Origin of the sequence: Cognatishimia activa, assembly GCF_026016445.1 — a bacterium.
Lineage (GTDB): Bacteria > Pseudomonadota > Alphaproteobacteria > Rhodobacterales > Rhodobacteraceae > Cognatishimia > Cognatishimia activa_B.
Genome location: NZ_CP096147.1, coordinates 984,108 through 1,006,076 on the forward strand (window position 1 = coordinate 984,108; position 21,969 = coordinate 1,006,076).

The 21,969-nt window shown below is 54.5% G+C and carries 22 protein-coding genes; 17 read left to right on the forward strand and 5 right to left on the reverse strand.

The genetic code is table 11. From position 1 onward, the window contains the following. Positions 1 to 7: 7 nt before the first annotated feature. The 11 genes from frr to lpxB all read left to right on the forward strand — a co-directional run bounded on the left by frr (position 8) and on the right by lpxB (position 10,239). Complete coding sequence (frr, locus tag M0D42_RS04770; protein WP_265020461.1) at positions 8 to 571, forward strand: ribosome recycling factor; 564 nt, start codon at positions 8 to 10, stop codon at positions 569 to 571. A gap of 16 nt (positions 572 to 587) precedes the next feature. Beyond that, complete coding sequence (locus tag M0D42_RS04775; RefSeq protein WP_265020462.1) at positions 588 to 1,310, forward strand: isoprenyl transferase; 723 nt, start codon at positions 588 to 590, stop codon at positions 1,308 to 1,310. Next, entirely contained in the window at positions 1,307 to 2,074 is a 768-nt protein-coding gene (locus M0D42_RS04780) for a phosphatidate cytidylyltransferase (RefSeq protein WP_265020463.1), read from the forward strand. Before M0D42_RS04775 ends, M0D42_RS04780 begins: the two co-directional genes overlap by 4 nt. A 192-nt stretch (positions 2,075 to 2,266) precedes the next feature. After that, positions 2,267 to 3,613 carry an RIP metalloprotease RseP gene (rseP, locus tag M0D42_RS04785; RefSeq protein ID WP_265020464.1) on the forward strand — a complete coding sequence of 449 codons (1,347 nt, stop codon included), beginning with the start codon at positions 2,267 to 2,269 and terminating at the stop codon, positions 3,611 to 3,613. Between the two features lie 99 nt (positions 3,614 to 3,712). Then, positions 3,713 to 3,853 (forward strand): hypothetical protein, encoded by a 141-nt coding sequence (locus M0D42_RS04790; protein ID WP_265020465.1) that lies wholly within the window; start codon positions 3,713 to 3,715, stop codon positions 3,851 to 3,853. A 139-nt stretch (positions 3,854 to 3,992) separates the two neighbouring features. Next, positions 3,993 to 6,359, forward strand: coding sequence for an outer membrane protein assembly factor BamA (bamA, locus tag M0D42_RS04795; RefSeq protein WP_265020466.1), 2,367 nt, complete (start codon positions 3,993 to 3,995; stop codon positions 6,357 to 6,359). 1 nt (position 6,360) lies between these two features. After that, positions 6,361 to 6,933 (forward strand): OmpH family outer membrane protein, encoded by a 573-nt coding sequence (locus M0D42_RS04800; RefSeq protein ID WP_265020467.1) that lies wholly within the window; start codon positions 6,361 to 6,363, stop codon positions 6,931 to 6,933. 81 nt (positions 6,934 to 7,014) lie between these two features. Continuing rightward, positions 7,015 to 7,479 carry a 3-hydroxyacyl-ACP dehydratase FabZ gene (fabZ, locus tag M0D42_RS04805; RefSeq protein WP_265020468.1) on the forward strand — a complete coding sequence of 155 codons (465 nt, stop codon included), beginning with the start codon at positions 7,015 to 7,017 and terminating at the stop codon, positions 7,477 to 7,479. A 4-nt stretch (positions 7,480 to 7,483) separates the two neighbouring features. Next, positions 7,484 to 8,281, forward strand: a complete 798-nt coding sequence (gene lpxA, locus M0D42_RS04810; protein WP_265020469.1) for an acyl-ACP--UDP-N-acetylglucosamine O-acyltransferase — start codon at positions 7,484 to 7,486, stop codon at positions 8,279 to 8,281. Then, complete coding sequence (locus M0D42_RS04815) at positions 8,281 to 9,081, forward strand: LpxI family protein (RefSeq protein WP_265020470.1); 801 nt, start codon at positions 8,281 to 8,283, stop codon at positions 9,079 to 9,081. The genes lpxA and M0D42_RS04815 overlap by 1 nt, the downstream gene beginning before the upstream one ends. Next, on the forward strand, positions 9,082 to 10,239 hold the full coding sequence (gene lpxB, locus M0D42_RS04820; RefSeq protein ID WP_265020471.1) for a lipid-A-disaccharide synthase: 1,158 nt from the start codon (positions 9,082 to 9,084) through the stop codon (positions 10,237 to 10,239). An 80-nt stretch (positions 10,240 to 10,319) separates the two neighbouring features. Here lpxB and mnmA read toward each other — a convergent pair whose 3' ends face one another. After that, entirely contained in the window at positions 10,320 to 11,462 is a 1,143-nt protein-coding gene (gene mnmA / locus M0D42_RS04825) for a tRNA 2-thiouridine(34) synthase MnmA (protein ID WP_265020472.1), read from the reverse strand. Positions 11,463 to 11,589: 127 nt separating this feature from the next. On the opposite strand from mnmA, the gene M0D42_RS04830 reads away from it, so the two are divergent. The 5 genes from M0D42_RS04830 (at position 11,590) to M0D42_RS04850 (ending at position 17,362) form a co-directional block, all read left to right on the forward strand. Further along, a complete protein-coding gene (locus tag M0D42_RS04830) occupies positions 11,590 to 11,868 on the forward strand; it encodes a DUF1153 domain-containing protein (RefSeq protein ID WP_265020473.1) in 279 nt (92 codons plus the stop codon). A 92-nt stretch (positions 11,869 to 11,960) separates the two neighbouring features. Continuing rightward, positions 11,961 to 12,683: a response regulator transcription factor CtrA gene (ctrA, locus tag M0D42_RS04835; protein ID WP_265020474.1), complete on the forward strand. Its 723-nt coding sequence runs from the start codon at positions 11,961 to 11,963 to the stop codon at positions 12,681 to 12,683. A 110-nt stretch (positions 12,684 to 12,793) separates the two neighbouring features. Then, on the forward strand, positions 12,794 to 15,046 hold the full coding sequence (gene ligA, locus M0D42_RS04840) for an NAD-dependent DNA ligase LigA (protein ID WP_265020475.1): 2,253 nt from the start codon (positions 12,794 to 12,796) through the stop codon (positions 15,044 to 15,046). Then, on the forward strand, positions 15,043 to 17,133 hold the full coding sequence (recG, locus tag M0D42_RS04845; protein ID WP_265020476.1) for an ATP-dependent DNA helicase RecG: 2,091 nt from the start codon (positions 15,043 to 15,045) through the stop codon (positions 17,131 to 17,133). The genes ligA and recG overlap by 4 nt, the downstream gene beginning before the upstream one ends. Before the next feature lie 106 nt (positions 17,134 to 17,239). Further along, positions 17,240 to 17,362, forward strand: a complete 123-nt coding sequence (locus M0D42_RS04850) for a hypothetical protein (protein ID WP_265020477.1) — start codon at positions 17,240 to 17,242, stop codon at positions 17,360 to 17,362. Positions 17,363 to 17,610: 248 nt separating this feature from the next. Here M0D42_RS04850 and M0D42_RS04855 read toward each other — a convergent pair whose 3' ends face one another. After that, positions 17,611 to 18,063: an iron-sulfur cluster assembly scaffold protein gene (locus M0D42_RS04855; protein WP_265020478.1), complete on the reverse strand. Its 453-nt coding sequence runs from the start codon at positions 18,061 to 18,063 to the stop codon at positions 17,611 to 17,613. 65 nt (positions 18,064 to 18,128) lie between these two features. Here M0D42_RS04855 and hisI point away from each other — a divergent pair, with 65 nt between their 5' ends. Further along, positions 18,129 to 18,503 carry a phosphoribosyl-AMP cyclohydrolase gene (gene hisI / locus M0D42_RS04860; protein WP_265020479.1) on the forward strand — a complete coding sequence of 125 codons (375 nt, stop codon included), beginning with the start codon at positions 18,129 to 18,131 and terminating at the stop codon, positions 18,501 to 18,503. An 80-nt stretch (positions 18,504 to 18,583) separates the two neighbouring features. Here hisI and gluQRS read toward each other — a convergent pair whose 3' ends face one another. From gluQRS to M0D42_RS04875, 3 genes are all read right to left on the reverse strand, one after another. Continuing rightward, entirely contained in the window at positions 18,584 to 19,423 is an 840-nt protein-coding gene (gluQRS, locus tag M0D42_RS04865; RefSeq protein ID WP_265021100.1) for a tRNA glutamyl-Q(34) synthetase GluQRS, read from the reverse strand. Positions 19,424 to 19,450: 27 nt separating this feature from the next. After that, on the reverse strand, positions 19,451 to 20,809 hold the full coding sequence (gene trmFO, locus M0D42_RS04870) for a methylenetetrahydrofolate--tRNA-(uracil(54)-C(5))-methyltransferase (FADH(2)-oxidizing) TrmFO (RefSeq protein WP_265021101.1): 1,359 nt from the start codon (positions 20,807 to 20,809) through the stop codon (positions 19,451 to 19,453). Positions 20,810 to 21,177: 368 nt separating this feature from the next. Beyond that, positions 21,178 to 21,963 (reverse strand): enoyl-CoA hydratase, encoded by a 786-nt coding sequence (locus M0D42_RS04875; protein WP_265020480.1) that lies wholly within the window; start codon positions 21,961 to 21,963, stop codon positions 21,178 to 21,180. Positions 21,964 to 21,969 lie beyond the last annotated feature (6 nt).

Here is a 21,969-nt window from a genome sequence, read left to right on the forward strand (position 1 = left end):
AAACGCCATGTCCGAAGATTTTGAACTTGATACCGATGACCTGACCCGCCGCATGGAAGGCGCAATGGGCAATCTGAGAACGGAATTTGCATCCCTGCGAACTGGCCGGGCGTCCGCTTCAATGCTGGAGCCTGTGCAGGTTGAAGCCTACGGCTCCATGACACCCATCAATCAGGTCGGCACCGTGAACGTGCCAGAGCCACGCATGGTGACAATCAACGTCTGGGATAAAGCGCTGGTTGGCAAAGTTGAAAAAGCCATCCGAGAGTCTGGTCTGGGCATCAACCCACAGCTCAACGGCACAATCATCATGCTGCCGATTCCTGAGCTGAACGAAGAGCGTCGCCGCGAACTCGGCAAAGTCGCGGGTCAATACGCGGAAAGCGCGCGGGTTTCGATCCGCAACGTGCGTCGCGATGGCATGGACCAGATCAAGAAAGCAAAAAACGACGGCATGTCTGAAGATGACCAGAAACTCTGGGAATCCGAGATGCAGGAAATGACCGACGACTACATCAAGAAAGTTGATGAGGCGCTGGAAGTGAAACAAGCTGAGATCATGCAGGTCTGAGGCAAAGGGTACGAGTATGGCCACTGAAGAACCCCACGCGGGCCCACGTCACGTGGCCATTATCATGGACGGTAATGGTCGTTGGGCACAGGCCAAAGGGCGGCCACGTTTGTTTGGCCACCACGCCGGTGCAAAGCGAGTGAAAGAGATCGTTCGGGCGTGTAAACCACTGGGCGTGAAGTACCTGACCATTTTTGCTTTCTCGACTGAGAATTGGAAACGCACGCAAAGTGAAGTGTCAGGCCTGATGAGCCTCTTTCGTCAATATATCCGCCGTGAAACTCGCGGGTTGATTGATGAGGGCGTGTGCGTGCGCTTTATTGGCGACCGTGTGCGGCTGGACCCAAAACTCGTCAAGCTGATGGATGAGCTCGAAGAATCCACTGCAGGCAACGATGTGGTGAACCTTACTATCGCGATTAACTACGGTGGTCGGGATGAGGTCGCACGGGCGACCAGACGGCTGGCCAAGGATGTGGCCGACGGTAAGCTCTCGCCTGATGAGGTGAATGAAGAAACACTGCCAAAGTACTTGGATACAAGAGTTTTGCCAGATCCTGATCTGGTCATTCGCACAAGCGGTGAAGCACGAATTTCGAACTTCCTGCTGTGGCAGTCAGCCTACGCTGAATATGAATTTGTGAACACGCTCTGGCCAGATTTCTCAGATGAAGAGTTCCAGAAAGTTGTAGGTTCCTTTGGTAAACGCAAGCGTCGTTTCGGGGCCGTGCCTGCATGAGTTCAGGCGGGAAATGGGCCGATCTTCAGGCGCGGGTTCTGTCGGCAGTCGTGATGCTGGCGGTCGGATTGTTCGGGCTCTGGCAAGGCGGACCGATCTTTCACTTTCTCGTGGCAGCAGTTTTGGCTGGCATGATTTGGGAATTGACTCGAATGGCGCCCACAAAGAGCGCCTCTTGGCCTGCACAAATGGGCTTTCTGGTCTTTGCGGCCTTCATGGCCCTCCTGTTTGTCCCGCCCGCTTTCTTTATGCCACTTGTTCTGGCTCCGGCCCTTGTAGGTATCAGCGGGCTAACGACTGACAGCTTAAGATACGCCCTTTATTCCGGGGGGCTTCTGCTTGCCTGTTTCGGACTCATTGTGTTGCGAGAGTTTCATGGGGTGGAATGGGTGCTTTGGCTCATATTCCTAGTCGTGGCTACGGATGTCGCTGGCTACTTTGCAGGCAAGCTCATTGGCGGCCCCAAGTTCTGGCCTTCGCTGAGCCCTAAAAAAACATGGGCGGGCACCTCTGCCGGTTGGGTCGCTGCATTCTTCGTGGGATTGATCTTTGGCGGCGTGATGCTTGGAGTGATCAGTATGATCATCTCTTTCGCAAGCCAGCTAGGGGACATTTCCGAAAGCGCGATCAAACGCCGAGCGGGGGTCAAGGACAGTAGCAATCTCATCCCTGGTCATGGGGGGCTACTGGATCGTTTTGATGGTTTGATGGCGGCAGCGCTTGTGGTTCTTATGATCTCGGCCACGATCGGTCTGCCGCATTAAGGTTCCGAAGCCAATCCAGCCCAGATTTCTTGAAATCGCCACAGTTATCCACAAAAGACTAAGCCTAACGGACGCCACGATTGGGTGAGCCCCGTTGCGATGACCGCAATAGCGCCTTAAATGATTGGCAAATGATAATACGCGTCTTTGGCGCAATCGAGCATACAACAGGACCATAAAGGGTACGCGACTTTGGATCTTTCATCTCTTCTTCCAAGCTTTCAGAGCGGTGCTCTGACCATCGTAGCCTTTATCGTTGCGCTTTCTGTGATCGTCGCGATCCATGAATATGGCCACTGTATCGTTGGCCGCTGGTCAGGCATCCATGCCGAGGTGTTCTCTCTGGGGTTCGGGCCGGTGCTGTACTCGCGGTACGACAAGCGCGGAACCAAATGGCAGATCGCTGCCATCCCAATGGGTGGCTATGTGCGCTTCAAGGGGGATGCAAACGCAGCCTCCGGCAAAGACGGCGAGACGATGTCGACCCTCAGCGAGAAAGAACTGCGATCCACCATGCATGGAGCCCCTCTTTGGGCGCGGTCAGCAACCGTCGCGGCAGGGCCCCTGTTTAACTTCGCGCTCTCGATCCTGATTTTCACCGCTGTCATCCTGTCCCAAGGGGTCGTCGGCGATAAGCTGATCGTGGGCGAGCTGCGTAATCTGCCTAACCAAAACTATACGCTGCAAGAAGGTGATGTGGTCTTGGAAATTCATGGCGCGGCCTTCCCAATCGATGCTGACAGCGCGACTTCCGATGCCTTTGTTGATGGTCTGCCAACCCAGCCAGTGCTGGATTATCTGGTTGTCCGCGATGGGGACGAGCAACTGGTCACAGGCCCACATCTGTATCCGCCTTATGTCACCCATGTGGCACCGCAAAGCGCTGCCTATGCGACAGGTTTGAAAGAAGGTGATGTGATCACCGGAGTTGATGGCACGCCGATACATGTGTTCAGGGAACTCAAGACTGCTGTAGAGTCCTCTGATGGCGCGACGCTCGCGCTCGACGTGTGGCGCGATGGGGTTGTTGATCAATTCGATCTTACACCAAAACGCGTTGACGAACCTCTGCCCGAGGGCGGTTTCCATACGCAATGGCGTATTGGTATTGGCGGAGGTCTGGCCTTCCAGCCTGCAACTGAACCTGCAGGTTTGGGAACAGCCCTCAGTGTGGCCGTGTCTCGTACAGGCGATATCATCCAAGGGTCTCTGTCTGGCCTCTATCACATGGTCACTGGGGCGATCAGCAGCTGCAACCTTTCCGGCCCAATTGGCATTGCGCAGGTGTCTGGTGCTATGGCGAGCCAAGGCTCTGGTGATTTCATTCGCTTCATTGCGGTTTTGTCGACCGCCATTGGCCTGCTTAATCTTTTCCCAATCCCGGTTTTGGATGGGGGCCATTTGGTATTTTACGCCTATGAAGCGGTCACGCGCCGGAAACCAAATGACAATGTGGTTCGCGTTATGATGACCTTTGGTCTTATGATCATCATTGCGCTTATGGTGTTTGGGGTCAGTAACGATCTTTTCTGCCCGTAAATTCTGACGATTAACCCTAAAAATCGTTTGTTGCCCTAATGTTGCCCAATTGCTGGTAGATACTCCCTGCAAAGAGGCAATTAAGCAGCGGAGCGACGCATGCAAACGATTCAAAACGGTTACCGCGCCATGAACGTGCTGTGGAATGTGAACTGGGAACGCGTGATGTTTCCGGCGGCAATTTTGCTGTCTTTGGGCATTGCAGCTCAGCTGGGCAGCATGGGCTTTTTTTGGCACTGATTGCTGATTTATTTCAGACCGTAACAACTTGAAATTATTAGCCACGCGTTCTTGCCGATCGCGTGGTTTGTGCTTTTGACATTAAGCCATATTCCCGGTACTCACGATGCCACTGGGATGTCTGACAGGAATTGGGTTAATGAGCGAGCAAGCAGGGGGCGTAAGCCGCCGTCGCAACCATAAAAAAGGGTTGCTACGCAGGACAACATTTGCATTTTCCGTAGTATTATCAATGGGTTTATTGGCTTCGCCTGAATTGGCTGAGGCGCAGAGCTACCGTTTTACGACGCTCGCCATTGAAGGGAACAACCGTATCGAGGACGCTGCCATCGCCTCTTATGCGGGAATCGCGCGGGGCCAAGTGGTCTCTGGTGGCGATTTAAACGATGCATATCAACGCATTTTGGGCAGCGGGTTGTTTGAATCCGTTGAATTGACACCGGCAGGCAATCGTCTGGTCATTCGCGTCGTCGAGTTTCCTACGATCAACGTGGTGCGCTTTGAGGGTAACCGTCGTCTCAAGGATGATGTGTTGGAAGCCGTGGTGGAGTCCCAGTCCCGCCGTGTGCTGAACCCAGCGACCGCAGAGCGAGATGCTGATGCCATCGCTGATGCCTATGCGCAAAGCGGACGTATTGCGGCCCGCGTGACCCCACGGATCATCCGCCGCTCGGAAAATCGCGCGGATTTGGTGTTTGAAATATTCGAAGGTTCGTTGGCTGAAATTGAACGCCTGAGCTTTGTTGGCAACCGGGTCTATTCAGATCGTCGCCTTCGCCGCGAACTGGATACGAAGCAAGCCGGTCTTCTGCGCGCTGTCGTGAAACGCGACACGCTGGTTGAGGACCGTATCGAGTTTGATAAACAGCTTCTGCGCGATTTCTATCAATCCCGCGGTTACGTCGATTTCCGTGTCACCGGTGTAAATGCCGAGCTTGCGCGTGAACGAGACGCATACTTCATCACATTTAATGTGGAAGAAGGTCAGCAGTTTACATTTGGTGAGATCACAGTCACTAGCGATTTGCCGGAAGTTGATGTCGAGACCTTCGAGAAGACGTTGAAGGTCCGCTCCGGCAAGACCTATTCTCCGCTCCATGTGGAGAGTGCTATCTCTCGAATGGAACGTGAGGCGACAAGGCAGGGCCTTGACTTTGTACGGGTTGAGCCTCGCATCAGCCGCAACGATCGTGACTTGTCGTTGGATGTCGAGTTCGCTCTGGTGCGTGGTCCGCGTGTCTTCGTTGAGCGGATTGACATTGAAGGCAACACAACGACATTGGATCGCGTTGTACGCCAACAGTTCAAAGTGGCCGAAGGTGACCCTTTCAACCCGCGTGAAATTCGTGACGCAGCAGAGCGTATTCGCGCACTCGGTTTCTTTTCAGCTTCTGATGTGAATGCACGACAGGGCTCAACACCTGATCAGGTGATCGTTGATGTGGATGTGGAAGAACAGCCCACCGGATCTTTGTCCTTTGGCGGTACCTATTCGACGGATTCTGGCTTTGGCTTGGTTGCTGGTTTTTCAGAGCGTAACTTCTTGGGTCGCGGCCAAACGCTCTCTGTGAATGTTTCAACATCCCCCGATGTGAATGACTATACACTGAGTTTTGTAGAACCAGCATTCCTTGGACGTGATGTCGCGCTTGGATTTGCTCTAAGTTATCAGGACAGCAACCAAAGCTCGGTTCGCTATACGAATACCACGGGTCAGTTCCAACCGTTCCTTGGCTTTTCACTCGGAGACCAAAGCCGTTTGCAGGTGCGCTATACCTATAGTGACGTAGATATGGTCGTGCCGACAGCTTCCGCTGTGGCTGGATCGATCATTGACACGGAAGCCGCGCGCGGTCGTCTGAATAGCAGCGAAGTGGGCTATACGTATACTTACGATAGCCGCATTGGTGGACTTAACCCCGATGCTAGTATTTTGCTTGAGTTTGGACAGGACTTTGCTGGTCCTGGTAGCGATGTTGAATACGTTAAGACAACAGCACGTGCGGTGGCTCAAACCAAAGTCTTGAATGGCGACGTTACATTGCGTGCGAGCCTGGAAGGCGGTGCGATTTATGCGCCTGACAACAATACGCGTGTTCATCAGCGCTTTGCCCTCGGCAGTCGCCAGTTCCGCGGGTTTGAGCCCTTTGGTATTGGTCCACGTGAAGTTTCTCTTGGTGATGGCGGCACCACCGTTAACGACGGTTTGGGTGGTAAATTCTTCGCAGTCGCGCGATTTGAAGCGGAATTCCCGCTCGGCTTGCCTGAGGAATACGGCATTTCAGGTGGTGTATTTTATGACGTTGGCTCGCTTTGGGGGACTGACGGTGCTGCTGGTGCGGGGACATTGCTCTATGATGACTTCACAGCCCGTCAAACAGTCGGTGTTTCGATATTCTGGGATACACCAATTGGTCCATTGCAGTTCAATTGGTCGAAAGCCTTGGACAAGCAGACATTTGACAGGGATCAGAGCTTTAACCTGACGATCAGGACAGAGTTCTAAGGTGACATCTGTACTGAAGGCCCTGATAATAACGATTGGCATGTGCCTCATGCCAATCGTCGCTGATGCGCAATCGCGAAGCCTTCCTGCGAGTTCCGTTCTAATTATTGATAGCGAAAGACTGTTTTTGGAGTCTGACTTCGGCAAACGAGTTGTGGCCGAGCAGCAAGCAGAAACGGCGCTTCTTGCCGCGGAATATCGACGCATTGAGGCAGAGCTATCCCAGGAGGAACTCGCGCTTACACAAAAGCGTCCTGATATGACACCTGAGGATTTCCGAAAGGTGGCTGACGCCTTTGATGAGCGCGTAGAAACCATACGCACAACGCAGGAACGACGCGAAGTTGAACTCGCTGCATGGGGAGAGCAAGAGCGTCAGAGGTTCATCCAATTGCTGAGACCAGTGTTTGAGACGGTTCTGAGCGAGAGAGGAGCCGTGGTTGTGATGGAGAAACGTACAGTGTTCGCATCTAGCAGCGCGCTTGATGTGACCCAGATTGTCCTTGAGCAGGCCAACCTGATGTTGGGCGATGGTGCCCAGCAAACCGAAGACAGTGAAACAAACGAAAACTAACGTGTTGCGGGTTCCCTTGCCCTGACGTCGAGCTGTTGTTAGGGACGGAAAGAGACCGCGAAAGAACAGCAGGAGCCAAAAATGAGCGAATCTTTGAAATCCGCCGACATCCATCTGATCCAACGGATAATCCCACATCGTTATCCTTTCCTGCTGGTAGACAAAGTGGTTGATATTGACGGCTACCAAACCGCGACCGGCATCAAGAATGTCACCATGAACGAGCCGCATTTTCAGGGCCATTTCCCGGGCAACCCGATTATGCCAGGTGTGACCATCATCGAAGCAATGGCGCAGACCGCAGCGATCATGGTGGGCACGGAACTTGGTATGGAAGACAAGAACATGCAGGTCTATTTCATGGCCATCGACAAGTGCAAATTCCGCCGCATGGTGGTGCCGGGCGATGTGCTGGAGATGAAACTGACAACTGTGCGTGGCAAGCCCGGCGGCAAGGTCTGGAAGTTCTCAGGTGTGGCGGAAGTTGAAGGTGAAATGGCCGCAGAGGCTGAATTCACCGCGATGATGGAATTGCCGAAGGCCTAAACGAATGGCAATTTCCCCCGAAGCTGAGGTCCATGTATCCGCGGTCATAGAAGATGGCGCAAGCATTGCTGCAGGCTGCAAAGTTGGCCCGTTCTGCGTTGTGGGACCCAAAGTCGTACTGCACGCGGGCGTCGAGCTCAAATCTCATGCCATCGTGATCGGTGATACTGAGATCGGTGAAGACAGTGTTGTTTTCAGCTTCGCCGTGATTGGAGAGATCCCGCAGGATCTGAAGTTCAAAGGTGAGGCGAGCAAGCTCGTCATCGGCAAGCGCAACCGTATCCGCGAACATGTGACGATGAACTGTGGCACCGAGGGCGGTGGCGGCTTGACCAAAATCGGAGACGATGGGCTCTTTATGGCCGGATGCCATGTTGCGCATGACGCACAAATCGGGGATCGGGTTATTCTGGTGAATTCGGTCGCCGTGGCGGGGCACTGTATCATTGAGGATGATGTGATTGTCGGCGGTCTGTCAGGTGTGCACCAGTTTGTTCGTATAGGCCGTGGCGCCATCATTGGCGCGGTTTGCATGGTGACAAACGACGTGATCCCGTATGGCCTCGTGCAGGGTCCTCGTGGGCAGCTTGATGGCTTGAACCTCGTGGGTCTGAAGCGCCGTGGTGTGCCGCGCGAGGATATCTCTGCCCTGCGCAAGGCGTTCCAAGAACTGGGCAACGGCGAAGGCTCTTTCCAGGAGAGAAGCAAGCGTGTTGGCGAAAACGCCGAGAGCGACTACGTCAAAGAAATCATTGATTTTGTACTGGGCGAAAGCGATCGCTCCTATCTGACGCCTCAATAATGGGGCGTCTTGCCATCATCTCGGCCAAGGGGCTGCTGCCAGTGGAACTGGCGCGCGCCGTGCCTGACGCTTTGATTGTCACGCTGAAAGGCGTAGCTCATGATCAAAGCGGACCAGTGCATGAACACCAGTTTGAAAAGCTTGGCGCGTTGTTTGTGGATTTGAAATCCGAAGGTGTAACTGAAGTTGTTTTTGCTGGGGCTATGTCGCGGCCAAAGCTAGATCCTGCGGACTTTGATGATTTCATGCAGGCCACTGCGCCGCGGCTGATGGCAGCCTTCGGTGCGGGGGATGATGCGCTGTTGCGTTTGGTTGTCTCTCTTTTTGAAGAAAATGGTCTCTCGGTTCGTGGTGCACATGAGATTTTGGAAATCACCGCCAAGACAGGTCTGATCGCAGGCCCTGCGCCGGATGAAACCGCGTTGAAAGATGCTCAACGAGGCACAGAGATTCTGTCGGTCATCTCTTCGCTAGACGTCGGGCAGGGTGCTGTTGTTGCTGGTGGGCTCTGCTTGGGAATTGAAACGCTTCAGGGCACCGATGCAATGTTGAGCTTTGTCGCTGAAACCCCAGAGCATCTGCGCCGCGCTAAGGGCGTTTTTGTCAAAGCCCCAAAGGCTGGCCAAGACCTGCGCGTTGATATGCCCGCCATCGGGCCTGACACCATCAGGAACGTTGCACAGGCGGGCCTCGCCGGTGTTGCGCTTGCTGCGGGTCGGGTTTTGGTGCTGGATCGCGAGGTATCGCTTAAACTTGCTGAGGATCTGGGCGTCTTTATCTACGGATTGGAGGACCTTTAAATGAAGGTCTATTTGATCGCTGGTGAGCTGTCTGGCGATAAACTTGGGGCCTCTCTGATGCAGGGGCTGAAGGCGCTTTATCAGGGCGATCTGGAGTTTCATGGTGTCGGTGGCCCATTGATGGAGGCCGAGGGACTGTGCAGTCAATTCCCGATGCAAGAGCTTTCTGTGATGGGCATTGCAGAGGTTCTGCCGAAATACTTCCATTTGAAACGCCGCATCAAGGAATGCGCTGAGGCCGTTGCAAGTTTGCAGCCCGAAGTGATGATCACCATTGATAGCCCGGATTTCTGTCTTCGCGTGGCGAAGCTAGTGAAGGCAGCAAGCGATATACGCACGGTGCACTACGTGGCCCCATCAGTTTGGGCTTGGCGTCCCGGACGCGCTGACAAGATGGCCAAGCACATCGACCAGGTGCTCGCCCTTTTGCCGTTTGAGCCGCCCTACATGGAAGCCGCAGGCATGCGGTGTGATTTCGTTGGCCATCCGGTCGTATCAGAACCAGTGGCGACAGTGGATGAGGCGATGGATTTTCGCGCAGTACATGGGATTGAAGAGGCTCCGCTGGCTTTGATCCTACCGGGAAGCCGCAAAAGCGAAGTCTCGCGCCTGCTGCCGATCTTTTTGCCTGCCATCGAGGCTCTGCAATCTGCGCGACCTGATCTGCGCTTTGTGCTGCCAACAACTGGCCCCGTGGCAGAGATGGTCAAAGAACAGGTTGCGGCTATGGCCCATCCGCCGGTGATCCTTGATCCAACCGGTCAGGACATCGAGGACTTCGCAGCCAAGAAACGCGCGGCTTTCAAAGCTGCTGACGTGGCGCTTGCCGCATCGGGGACGGTGTCTCTGGAACTCGCGGCTTCCGAAACGCCAATGGTCATTGCCTATGACGTCAGCCCGATCAGCCGCATGATTTTCAAACGGATGCTCAAGATCGACACGGTGACCTTGGCGAACCTGATCACAGATACTCGGATCATCCCGGAGCATCTTGCTGAGAATTGTACTGTTGAGAACATCGTGCCGAGTGTCCTGAGTGTCCTGGACGCACCTGATGCGCAGCTGAAGGTCGTACGAGATACGATGGTTAAGCTTGGACAAGGTGGAGAAGACCCGGGATTGCGGGCGGCCAAAGCTGTGCTGGATGGGTTGGCGTAGGCCGGGCTTTAACCCGGAAATCCCACTGTCATTTCAAAAGATAGAAAAGCCGGGCTGAAGCCCGGCCTACTAATTGCTGATCAGCCTTTCCAAATCCAGCCGCCGCCAAAGATGCGGCTGCCTTCGGAAGCATAGAACACGCAAGCCTGCCCCGGAGAGACGCCTTCTTCGGGTGTCAGCAGTTCGACTTCTGCCGTAGTTGGTCCGGTTGGGCGCACAATCGCTTCGCGTGGAGGACGTGTCGAGCGGACTTTCACCGAAAGATGCCATTCTTTTTGGCTCTCAAACGGCTCATCACCCAGCCAGTTGATTTCACGCACCGGAACGGTGCGTGTCGCCAGCATGCTTTTCGGGCCAACGATTACCTGTTTGTTTTCGACATCCAGCTTCACGACGTAAAGTGGTTCAGACAGACCGCCGATACCAAGTCCACGGCGCTGGCCGATGGTGTAGTGCAAAACACCGTTATGTTGACCGCGCACATTGCCCTCGTGATCGACAATATCACCGGGTTCAGCAGCGCCAGGACGCAGCTTCTCAATTACTGACGCATAGTCCCCGTTCGGGACAAAGCAGATGTCTTGACTGTCAGGTTTATCCGCAACCGACAGACCGTATTCTGCTGCCAGTGCACGTGTCGCTTCTTTGTTAGGCAAGTGCCCCAGTGGGAAACGCAGATAGGCCAGCTGATCGGGCGTCGTGGAGAACAGAAAATAGCTCTGGTCTTTGCTGGGATTCTCAGCGGAATGCAGCTCTGGGCCGTATTCGCCAACCTTGCGCTGGATGTAATGGCCCGTTGCCATGCAATCCGCATCCAGGTCCTTGGCCGTTTCCAGCAGGTCTTTGAACTTCACACGTTCATTGCAGCGAATGCAGGGCACCGGAGTGGCGCCGGCCAAATAGCTGTCAGCAAATTCGTCGATCACCGCGTCCTGGAAGATGTTCTCGTAGTCCAGAACGTAATGTGGAAAGCCTTTTTCCTCGGCCACGCGGCGCGCGTCATGGATATCGATGCCAGCGCAGCAGGCACCTTTCTTGGCCAAGGCCGCCCCGTGGTCATAAAGCTGCAGGGTCACGCCGACCACGTCATAGCCTTCGTCTGCCAGTTTGGCGGCCACAACTGAGCTGTCCACGCCACCAGACATGGCGACAACAACGCGCGTCTCTGACGGCGGTTTCGCGAATCCAAGCGAGTTGATCGGATGTGTTTCGTCTAGGGCCATTTTGCCGTCCAATGTGCAAGAAGGGGTGAAAGTGAGGAATATAGGAAAATCCTAATCACTCTCAACCCCTCGTTTCACCAGTCGTTAAGCCCCTTTCTGGCAAATACGCAAGCGAAAGGGGATGGCTATGTTTTTAAAGAAGGTGGAAGGCCGCCGTGCGGTGACCCTACAGGATGGATCTGTGTTCTCTCAGGCGGATTTGCCTCCGCGCAATACAAATCGCTGGGTGGCGTCGAGAAAAGCGGCAGTTGTACGTGGGGTAATCTATGGTTTGATCAGTCAGGAAGATGCCCTGGAACGGTATGCGCTGACGGAAGAAGAGTTTCTGGAGTGGTTGAAAGCCATTCGGACCCATGGTGAGGACGGGCTCAAAACAACAGCGTTACAAAAATATAGACAACTTTAACGGGTTTTTATAGTTTCAAATTGATATTAGCCAAAAGTTAAGACTTTGGTGTTCAAGGTTAATTTTAGCTGTACCATTCTCGGAGAAATTGTATGCGCGTTTTATTGATTGAAGATGACCCGGCAACGGCGAAAAGCATTGAGATGATGCTGACCCACGCCAACCTAAACGTCTATGCGACGGACCTGGGAGAAGAGGGCATCGATCTCGCGAAACTCTATGATTACGATCTTATTTTGCTCGATTTAGGTCTGCCAGACATGGTGGGGCATGAGGTGCTGCGCCAAATTCGTTTGGCGCGGGTTGAGACACCGATATTGATCCTCTCCGGTGCAGATGACACGGATAGCAAACTTAAGGGATTTGGCTTTGGCGCAGATGATTATCTGACCAAACCTTTCCATCGCGAAGAATTGGTCGCACGCATTCACGCCATTATCCGTCGTTCTAAAGGACATTCGCAGTCGATTATCAACACGGGCCGAGTCGCGGTTAATCTGGATGCTAAAACCGCAGACGTAGATGGCAAACAGGTGCATTTGACCGGCAAAGAATATCAGATGCTAGAGCTGCTTTCTTTGCGCAAAGGTACGACACTGACCAAAGAGATGTTCCTGAACCATCTCTATGGCGGCATGGACGAGCCGGAACTTAAAATTATCGACGTTTTTATATGCAAGTTGCGCAAAAAGCTTACCGAAGCGACCGGTGGTGAGAACTACATCGAAACGGTTTGGGGGCGGGGCTATGTGCTGCGCGATCCCGATCCACGCGTGGCAGAACCTGAGGAACCCTTAGCGCTCAAAGCCTCCTGATATTTGTCCTGACAAAAATTGGCCTGATAGAGGCCGATTGAACGAAGATGTCTTCTGGACGAAGCGCGAACCCCGATTTATCTAAATAGGTAAGCAGGGGAACGCGCCTAATGACAGAAGAAAAAGACATCTCACGGCTCACCGATTCTGAAGCCAGAGCTGAATTAGCGAAATTGGCGGAGCAGCTTGCTGCCGCCAATCAGGCTTATCACACCAATGATGCGCCTGATATTTCAGATGCCGAGTATGACCGGTTGAAACGTCGAAATGCTGCGATTGAAGCGGCATTTCCCGATCTAAAACGCGCAGATAGCCCAACTGACCAAGTGGGTGCACAGGTTGCCGATGGCTTTGGCAAAGTGACGCATGCGGTAGCCATGCTCTCACTTGGCAATGCCTTTGAAGACGAAGATGTGACGGGATTTGCCGACCGTGTGCGCAGTTTTCTCGGATTGCCTTCAGCGGCCCCGTTGGAGTTTACCGCAGAGCCAAAGATCGACGGGCTAAGCCTGTCTTTACGCTATGAAGACGGCAAACTTGTTCAGGCCGCTACGCGAGGTGATGGGGCGACGGGTGAGAATGTGACAGCCAATGCGCTGACCATCTCGGATATTCCTCATCAGATTGAGGGCGCACCACAGATTTTGGAGGTTCGCGGCGAAGTCTATATGAGCCACGCGGATTTTGCCGCGTTGAACGAGCGCCAAGAGGCTGCAGGTGATAAAGCTTTTGCAAACCCGCGCAACGCGGCTGCGGGATCGCTACGGCAACTGGACTCGTCGATTACTCAGTCTCGACCATTGAAATTCTTCGCCTATGCTTGGGGTGACCTTAGCGCTCCGCTCGCAGAGACGCAGTTTGAAGCGGTGGAGCGTCTTGCGACACTAGGGTTTTCAACCAACCCTTTGACAAAGAAATGCAATTCTGCACGCGAGTTGATCTCACACTATCGGTCAATCGAAGAACAGCGGGCGACGCTGGGCTATGACATCGACGGTGTTGTCTACAAGGTGAATGACCTGGCGCTGCAGAGCCGACTGGGGTTCCGGTCAACCACGCCTCGCTGGGCCATCGCCCATAAATTTGCTGCAGAGACCGCTTGGACCAGATTGGAAGCCATCGATATTCAGGTTGGGCGCACCGGGGCCTTATCACCTGTTGCACGGTTAACACCGGTGACCGTAGGGGGGGTCGTGGTTTCCAACGCGACGCTACACAACGAAGATTACATTCGTGGCTTGGACAACAAAGGCGAAGAAATTCGTGGTGGTAAAGATATCCGCGAAGGTGACTGGGTGCAGGTCTATCGCGCTGGTGATGTGATCCCGAAAGTGGCAGATGTGGACCTGAGCAAACGGCCTGCCGATTCAAAACCCTACGAATTCCCGCCGACTTGTCCTGAATGTGGAAGTCCCGCCGTCCGCGAAGAGGGGGATTCGGTTCGGTTCTGTACTGGCGGAATGATTTGTCCGGCGCAGGCCAAGGAAAAGCTGAAACATTTCGTGGCGCGTAAGGCCTTTGACATCGAAGGGTTGGGTGCCAAACAGATCGAGATGTTCTTTGACGATGAAACGCTGCCGATCAAAGAGCCTGCTGATATTTTCACGCTTGCAAAACGCGATGAGGCGCAGCTGACCAAGCTCAAAAACCGTATGGGCTGGGGTGAACAGAGTGCCACGAACCTCTTTGCGGCCATCGAAGACAAACGCGAGATTGCCTTTGGGCGGATGTTGTTTTCTCTTGGCATTCGCCATGTCGGAGAAACGGCGGCAAAAGATCTCGCGCTTCATTTCATGGAATGGGATGCTTTGGTGAAAGGCGCTGAGACTGCGCGCGAAGCGGCCGTTGCATGGCGGAAGGCAGATGAAGCTGAGGAGACCGAACGTCATGCGGCAAAGGCCGAAGGGCGTTCCGCCAAAATCAAAGCGACACGGGACGCCACCATTGCTGGCTGCAGTGTACCCATCACCTCAACCGCCGCTTGGCAGGACATGACCGGCATCGACGGGATTGGTGCCACGGTTGGTCTTTCTTTGACCGACGCTTTTGCCAACGCGCAAGAGCGTGCCGCCATCGACCGGCTGGTGGCGGAGTTGACGATCATTCCTCCTGAAGCACCCTCAAAAGAAAGCCCTGTGGCGGGCAAAACCGTTGTTTTCACCGGTAGTTTGGAAAAGATGACACGTGCCGAAGCCAAGGCGCGCGCTGAGGCGCTTGGCGCAAAAGTGGCGGGCTCTGTATCGGGCAAGACCGATCTACTGGTGGCAGGTCCGGGGGCAGGCTCCAAAGCCAAGAAAGCCGCTGATCTGGGTGTGGAAACCATCGATGAAGACGCATGGCTTGCGTTGACGGAAGGCCTGTGAGCAGCCGTCCCGAAATCCTGTTCCCGCTTTTTGCGGCGATCACCAAGCTGGATGGCGTTGGCCCGAAAGTCGCGCAACATATGGCGCAGATGGGCCTCGAAAAACCGCGCGATATGCTGTTCACACTACCGCATTCGGTGATTGATCGCCGTCGTCGCGATACGGTTCAGGGCGCAGAATTGCCGGGAATCGTCACAATCGCGGTGACGGTCGGTACACATCGTCCCGCCCGTAATCGCAACGGCGCCTATCGCATCACTGTGCAAGACTCGCAGACAAGCTTCCAGCTGGTTTTCTTTCATGCGCGTGGAGATTACCTGCAAAAACAACTGCCTGAAGGGGCGCGGCGTTTGGTGTCAGGGCGCGTGGAGCTCTTTGATGGCATCGCTCAGATGGTGCATCCGGATCATATGCTGGCTGAGGAAGATGCGGCCAGCATTCCGGAGTTTGAACCGGTCTACCCGCTGACTTCGGGTGTAACGCTGAAGACGATGACCAAAGCGGCGCGCTCTGCTTTGGGAATGGTCCCTGCCTTGGCTGAGTGGATTGATCCCAATCAAAAAGAACAGGCCTCATGGGCTGATTGGAACGAGGCTATTCCCGAAGCGCACGCACCGCAGGGCCTTAAGGATATTTCCGCCACAAACAAAGCACGGGAGCGGCTGGCATATGATGAGTTCTTTGCCCATCAAATGACGCTCGCTCTGGCGCGCAGTCAGCTGAAACGTGCGCCGGGGCGTGTCAGCCAGGCCACCGGCAAGCTGCAAGGTAAGGTGCTTGCGGCTTTGCCGTATCGTCCAACCGGCGCACAGCAACGCGCAATTTCCGAGATTGCCGATGACATGGCGACCCCGCACCGCATGAACCGTCTTCTGCAGGGCGATGTGGGGGCTGGTAAGACTTTGGTGGCTTTCATGGCTATGCTCAATGCCGTCGAAGCAGGTGGGCAGGGTGTGATGATGGCTCCGACAGAAATCCTCGCGCGCCAGCATTTGCAGGGGCTGCGGCCACTCGCAGAACAGGCAGGCGTGGTAGTTGAAATCCTCACAGGCCGCGACAAGGGCAAGGAACGTAAAGCTAAGCTGGATGCGCTGAAGGCTGGCAATATTCATATTCTGGTTGGCACCCATGCGGTGTTCCAGAAAGACGTGGAGTTCATGGATCTGCGCCTCGCCATCGTGGATGAACAGCACCGGTTTGGGGTGCGCCAGCGCTTGGAGCTTGGCAAAAAAGGTGCGCAGGCGGATGTCTTGGTGATGACAGCCACACCGATCCCGCGCTCGCTGGCTTTGGCGCAATATGGCGATATGGACGTGTCAGTGCTGGATGAAAAGCCACCGGGGCGGCAGCCGATCACCACTGTGATGGTGTCGGATAATCGCATCGATGAGGTCGTAGACCGGCTACGCCAGGCCGTGGCCGAGGGCAAGCAGGTCTATTGGGTCTGCCCATTGGTGGAAGAAAGCGAGGTCATGGATCTGACCGCCGCCGAGGATCGGTTCAAGATGCTGCGCGCGGCTTTAGGAGAAGGTGTTTGTGGCTTGGTGCATGGCCAGATGCCGCCGTCTGGGAAAGACGCCGCCATGGCTGATTTTGCGAGTGGTCAGACCAAGGTATTGGTTGCGACGACTGTGATTGAGGTGGGCGTAGATGTGCCTAATGCGACAATCATGGTGATCGAACGGGCGGAAAGTTTTGGTCTGGCGCAGCTCCACCAGCTACGTGGGCGTGTCGGGCGTGGGGATCAGGCTTCAACCTGCTTGCTGATGTATCAGGCGCCGCTCTCAGATAATGGGCAGAAACGGTTGAAAGTGATGCGCGATACCAATGATGGGTTCCGAATTTCGGAAACCGATCTGGAGATGCGCGGGGCAGGGGATTTGATTGGCACCGCACAATCCGGCCTGCCGCGCTTCCGTATTGCCGATATGGAATCACAGGCCGCACTAATGGCTGTGGCGCAATCGGATGCGCGCAAATTGCTGAATGATGATCCGGACCTGACATCTGAGCGTGGGCAGGCGGCACGCGTTCTCCTTTGGCTCATGGAGCAGGATCAAGCCATTCGTTTGATTTCAGTGGGTTAGCGTTTATTTCGCTTAATGTTCTCAAATGTTCTCAAAAAGTTCTTGCATGTGAGAACAAAAAATGAGAACAAATAGGCAACAAAGAATTGAGAGCAGGAGCAACACAATGATGACTCAGATCAAATCAGTGATCCGCAATTCACAATCTACTCTGCTGCAAGACGCAATTGGCGTTGGCGCATTGGCTGTAATGATGATTGTTGCCCTGCATATCCCTGGCATTGCCTAACCCCGAATTTAAAGGAATTTGACGAACCTCTGACTGCCTGGCGTTCTCAGGTGAGGGCTGTTCATTTTACGCACCTGTCCCCAATTTGTGCGTTTTGACGACACTGCCTGTCCCACTGTTTTCAGTACTGTCTTTATGGGTCTGCCTCACAACATCCCATTTAGAACATCCCTCGCGATAGAGAACGCGAACTCGCCGCCTTCCTCCCCGGGAAGTGCGGCGACTTTTTTTGGGTTTAAGGAATGAGCTTACGCGCAGGCGCTTTGATCTGCCTGATCAAAGGCTTCCAGTGTTGCTTCAAGAGAGAGCAGGATGGAGGCATGGCGGTTGCGGTAGTCTTGCGCCGGGCGCAGGACTTCCAGGCCTTCAAAAGGCGCAGGAGGTGTCTGTCCGCCATCCTTCAGCATGGCTTTCAGACCGTCACGGCCCGCTTGGACTTGAGCTTTGGTGCAGCCGACAATGTTTTTACCGACGACAGATGCGGCGGCTTGACCCAAGGCGCAGGCCTTCACGTCCTGCCCATAGGCGGCGATCTTGCCGTCTTCGATTTTGACGCCAACGGTGATGGTAGATCCGCACAAAGGCGCGCGTTTCTTTACCGTGGCATCGGGGTCGCTCAGCATATCCGTATGTGGCATATCCGAGGCCAGCGCCAGAATTTGGCCTGAGTAAAGTTTGATCAGATCGGTTTCACCGGACATGGCTGTTTCCTTTTGCCTAGATTTCCTAGATAGAGGCCCTGACCAGAGATGCAAAGGGGCTTGAGATGTCTTTTGATGTGAATGCGCTGAAGTTTAACGAGGCGGGTCTGATCCCGGCGATTGCGCAGGATGCAGACACTCATGAAGTCTTGATGTTGGCTTGGATGAATGCTGAAGCCATTGAAAAGACAATTGAAACGCGGAAAGTGACCTACTGGTCGCGGTCGCGTCAGGCGTTTTGGATCAAGGGCGAATCCAGTGGCCACACGCAGGAACTCATTGATTTTCGCTATGACTGCGACCAGGACTGCATCCTCGTGGTGGTGCGACAAGAAGGCCCGGCCTGCCACACCAACCGTCGGTCCTGCTTTTATACAGCTGTACGCGATGGGGAAAACGTCGAGCTGATGAAACCGATGTGTGACGATCACGATCACTAATTTCTAAGGGGCTTTGCCCCTCTGAACCTGCGGTCCATTCACCCCAGAGTATTTTTTGCAAAGAAGAAATGGAATTGGCGCTAGAGGCCGATCATGGCGCGCATGTCTTCGGGCGTGGCGCCGTCCTCTCGATATTTGGCGATGGCGCGCGCGTCGTCACGTTTGGCCAAGCGTTTCCCCTTGTCGTCGCGGATCAAACCGTGGTGGTGATAAATCGGGATTGGTTGATCAAGTAAGGCCAGCAGGATCACCTGGATCTGAGTGAAGTCAAAAAGGTCTTCACCACGCACAACATGGGTGATGCCTTGTGCTACGTCATCCAGTGCGGATGCGAGGAAATAGGCGACGATTTCTTCGCCTTTGCGCGAAAGGACGATGTCTCCAATTGCGCGTAGCGCTTGTTCTGGATCGAGTGTGTGGATGCCTTTGTGACGTTCTCCGGTTTCCTCAAAGCGAACATCGCGATGACTTAGAATATCCAGTGCGCGGTCCAAGTGTAAGCGTAAGGCGTCACCGGGTTTGCGATCCGACATCAGGCGATGTTTACAGGTGCCTGGATAGACATCATGCGCAACGCCTTCTTGAGGCGCGGAGAGCGCTGCGCGAATGTCGGCACGCGTGCAGGAACAGGGGTAGAGTAGGCCCATTGCTTCAAGCTTCTCAAGCGCAGGATCGTAAGAGGCCAGCTGATGTGACTGACGCAGAACGGGCTCGTCCCAAGTCAGACCCAGCCACGTCAGGTCATCGATGATCTGCGCATCCCACTCCGGCTTGGACCTTTGAAGATCAGTATCCTCCATCCGCAGCAAAAATTCTCCACCCGCCGCCTTGGCCATGTCATGCGCGACTATCGCTGAATAGGCGTGGCCGATGTGCAGAGGTCCGGTTGGAGATGGGGCAAATCGCGTGCGAAAGGTCAAAGGTTTCAAAGCCTTGTCTGGAACACCTCAGACCTTAACAGAGCTTTCTTGCGTGTCCAACCATACTTGCCATTCCGCCTTTGCGCGGTCTGTGTAGGCCTTGTAACGATCCTTGCGCCCGCGGCGTCCGCCCTTCAGGCCTTCTACCGGTTGGAAAAGGCCGAAGTTGACGTTCATCGGCTGGAATGTTTTTGCCTCGGCACCACCGGTGATGTGATGCACGAGGGCACCCATCGCAGTGTTCAGAGGCGCTGTTTCCATCGGTTGGCCGAGGATTTCGGCAGCGGCCAGACGTCCTGCAAGCAGGCCCATGGCGGCGCTTTCAACGTAGCCTTCGACGCCTGTGATTTGGCCAGCAAACCGAATATGCGGTTTGGATTTCATGCGCATCTGGTCGTCCAGAAGCGTTGGTGAGTTGATGAACGTATTGCGGTGAATGCCGCCCAGGCGCGCGAAGGACGCATTTTCCAGACCCGGGATCATTTTGAAGACCTCGGTTTGCGCTCCGTATTTCATCTTGGTCTGAAAGCCGACGATGTTCATCAGCGTGCCCAGGGAATTGTCGTGGCGCAGTTGGACTACCGCATGTGGTCGGCTTTCTGGGTCATGCGGGTTGGTCAGCCCAACCGGTTTCATCGGGCCAAAGCGCAAAGTTTCGCGGCCGCGATCCGCCATGACTTCAATAGGTAGGCAGCCGTCGAAATAGCCAGCGGTCTCACCTTCGTGGAATTCTGTTTTGTCCGCAGCCAGAAGCGCGTCAATGAAGGCTTCATATTGCTCTTCGGTCATAGGGCAATTGAGGTAGGCCTTTTGCTCTTCCTCGGTTTCGCCTTTGTCATAGCGCGACTGGAACCATGCAACGTCCATGTTCACGGACTCGGTATAAACAATCGGAGCGATAGCGTCGAAGAACGCAAGGGAATCTGCGCCGGTTTCGGCCTGAATGGCCGCTCCAAGGCCCGCGGAGGTCAGAGGGCCGGTTGCGATGATCCAGTGGCCTTCGGTTGGGAGTTCTGTGATCTCGCCATATTCAACCGAGATGTTGGGATGAGACTTGAGTGCTGCGGTCACGCTTTCCGCAAATGGCTCACGGTCCACGGCCAATGCACCACCTGCGGGAAGGCGGTGCTTGTCAGCGGTTTGCATGATCAATCCGTTTGCAGCGCGCATCTCCCAGTGCAACAGGCCAACGGCATTTTGCTCATCATCGTCAGAGCGGAAAGAGTTGGAACAGACCATCTCTCCCAGATTTCCGGTCTGGTGCGCAAAGGTCTCCACCTTCGGGCGCATTTCGTGGATGACCACCTTCACGCCCATGTTCGCGGCCTGCCAGGCGGCCTCGGATCCGGCCATACCGCCGCCGATGATATGCAATGTCTCAGTCATGCGCGCGACATAGGCCAGTTCGGGCAATTTGAAAAGAGCGCGGCTTAGATTGTGAGGGGTAAGAGTCATTTGGGTCGCTGCGGCTGGGACTGTCGAGGTCAGAGAGAGTTGACCTTGGAGGGACCGTCCGCCGTTCAGCGACCCAATGGTTCATCTGACGAAGTTGCCTTCGTTGGGATCGTTATGGCACGTGGATTTTCGGTGCGCTAGTGCAATTTGGGAAAAAGTTGGGCGCAAAATAGGAAACAATGCCTAAAATGGGCGAAAAATCGCTGAAGTGCATCAAAATCAATAGGTTAAAGTGTGGTTAACGCGGCTTTTTGGATGTGTGTTGCCATGATTTCGCCACATTTCGGAGGGGTTTCGCACTATTGATCCCAAGTTGGCGAACGTTTCTCTAAAAAGGCCGCGATTCCTTCTTCCGTGTCGCGGTAGAGCATATTTTGAACCATCACATCCGCGGTGTAGTCATAGGCTTCTGGTGTGGGCATAACGGCTTGGGCATAGAAAGCTTCTTTGCCGATTTTTACCACGGATCCAAGTTTTGCAGTGACGGCTTCAGCGAGCCTTTCGGTTTCTGACTGGAGATCCTCAAGCGGCGCTACTCTGTTCACCAGGCCAACCGCCTCAGCTTCCTCAGCAGTCAAGAAACGACCTGTTGTGAGCATTTCAAAGGCTTTTTTTCGCGGGATATTACGTGTCAGTGCAACCATTGGGGTTGAGCAAAAAAGGCCGATGTTGATGCCGTTGACCCCAAAACGTGTACCTTCAGCAGCCACGGCCATGTCGCAGGTGGCCACAAGTTGACATCCCGCAGCTGTGGCAATGCCATGGACCTCAGCGATGACGGGCTGGGGGAGGGCTTGGATGGTCAACATCAGCCTTGTGCAGCGCGCAAAGAGGTCTGCGAAATAAGCTTTGCCGCCATCTTCAGCCTGGCGACCGGCTGTCATTTGCTTCAGATCATGACCCGCGCAAAAGGCTTTGCCCGTGCCCGCTAGAATCACGGCGCGAATGCTGGGGTCAGATTTCAACTGTTCAAATTGATATTGCAGTGCGGTCAGCATCTTATCTGACAGGCTGTTGAGGCATTTGGGAGAGTTCAATGTAAGCCGAGCCACAGCCCCGGTGTCGCAACGTTCTAAAATTGCCATCTTGTT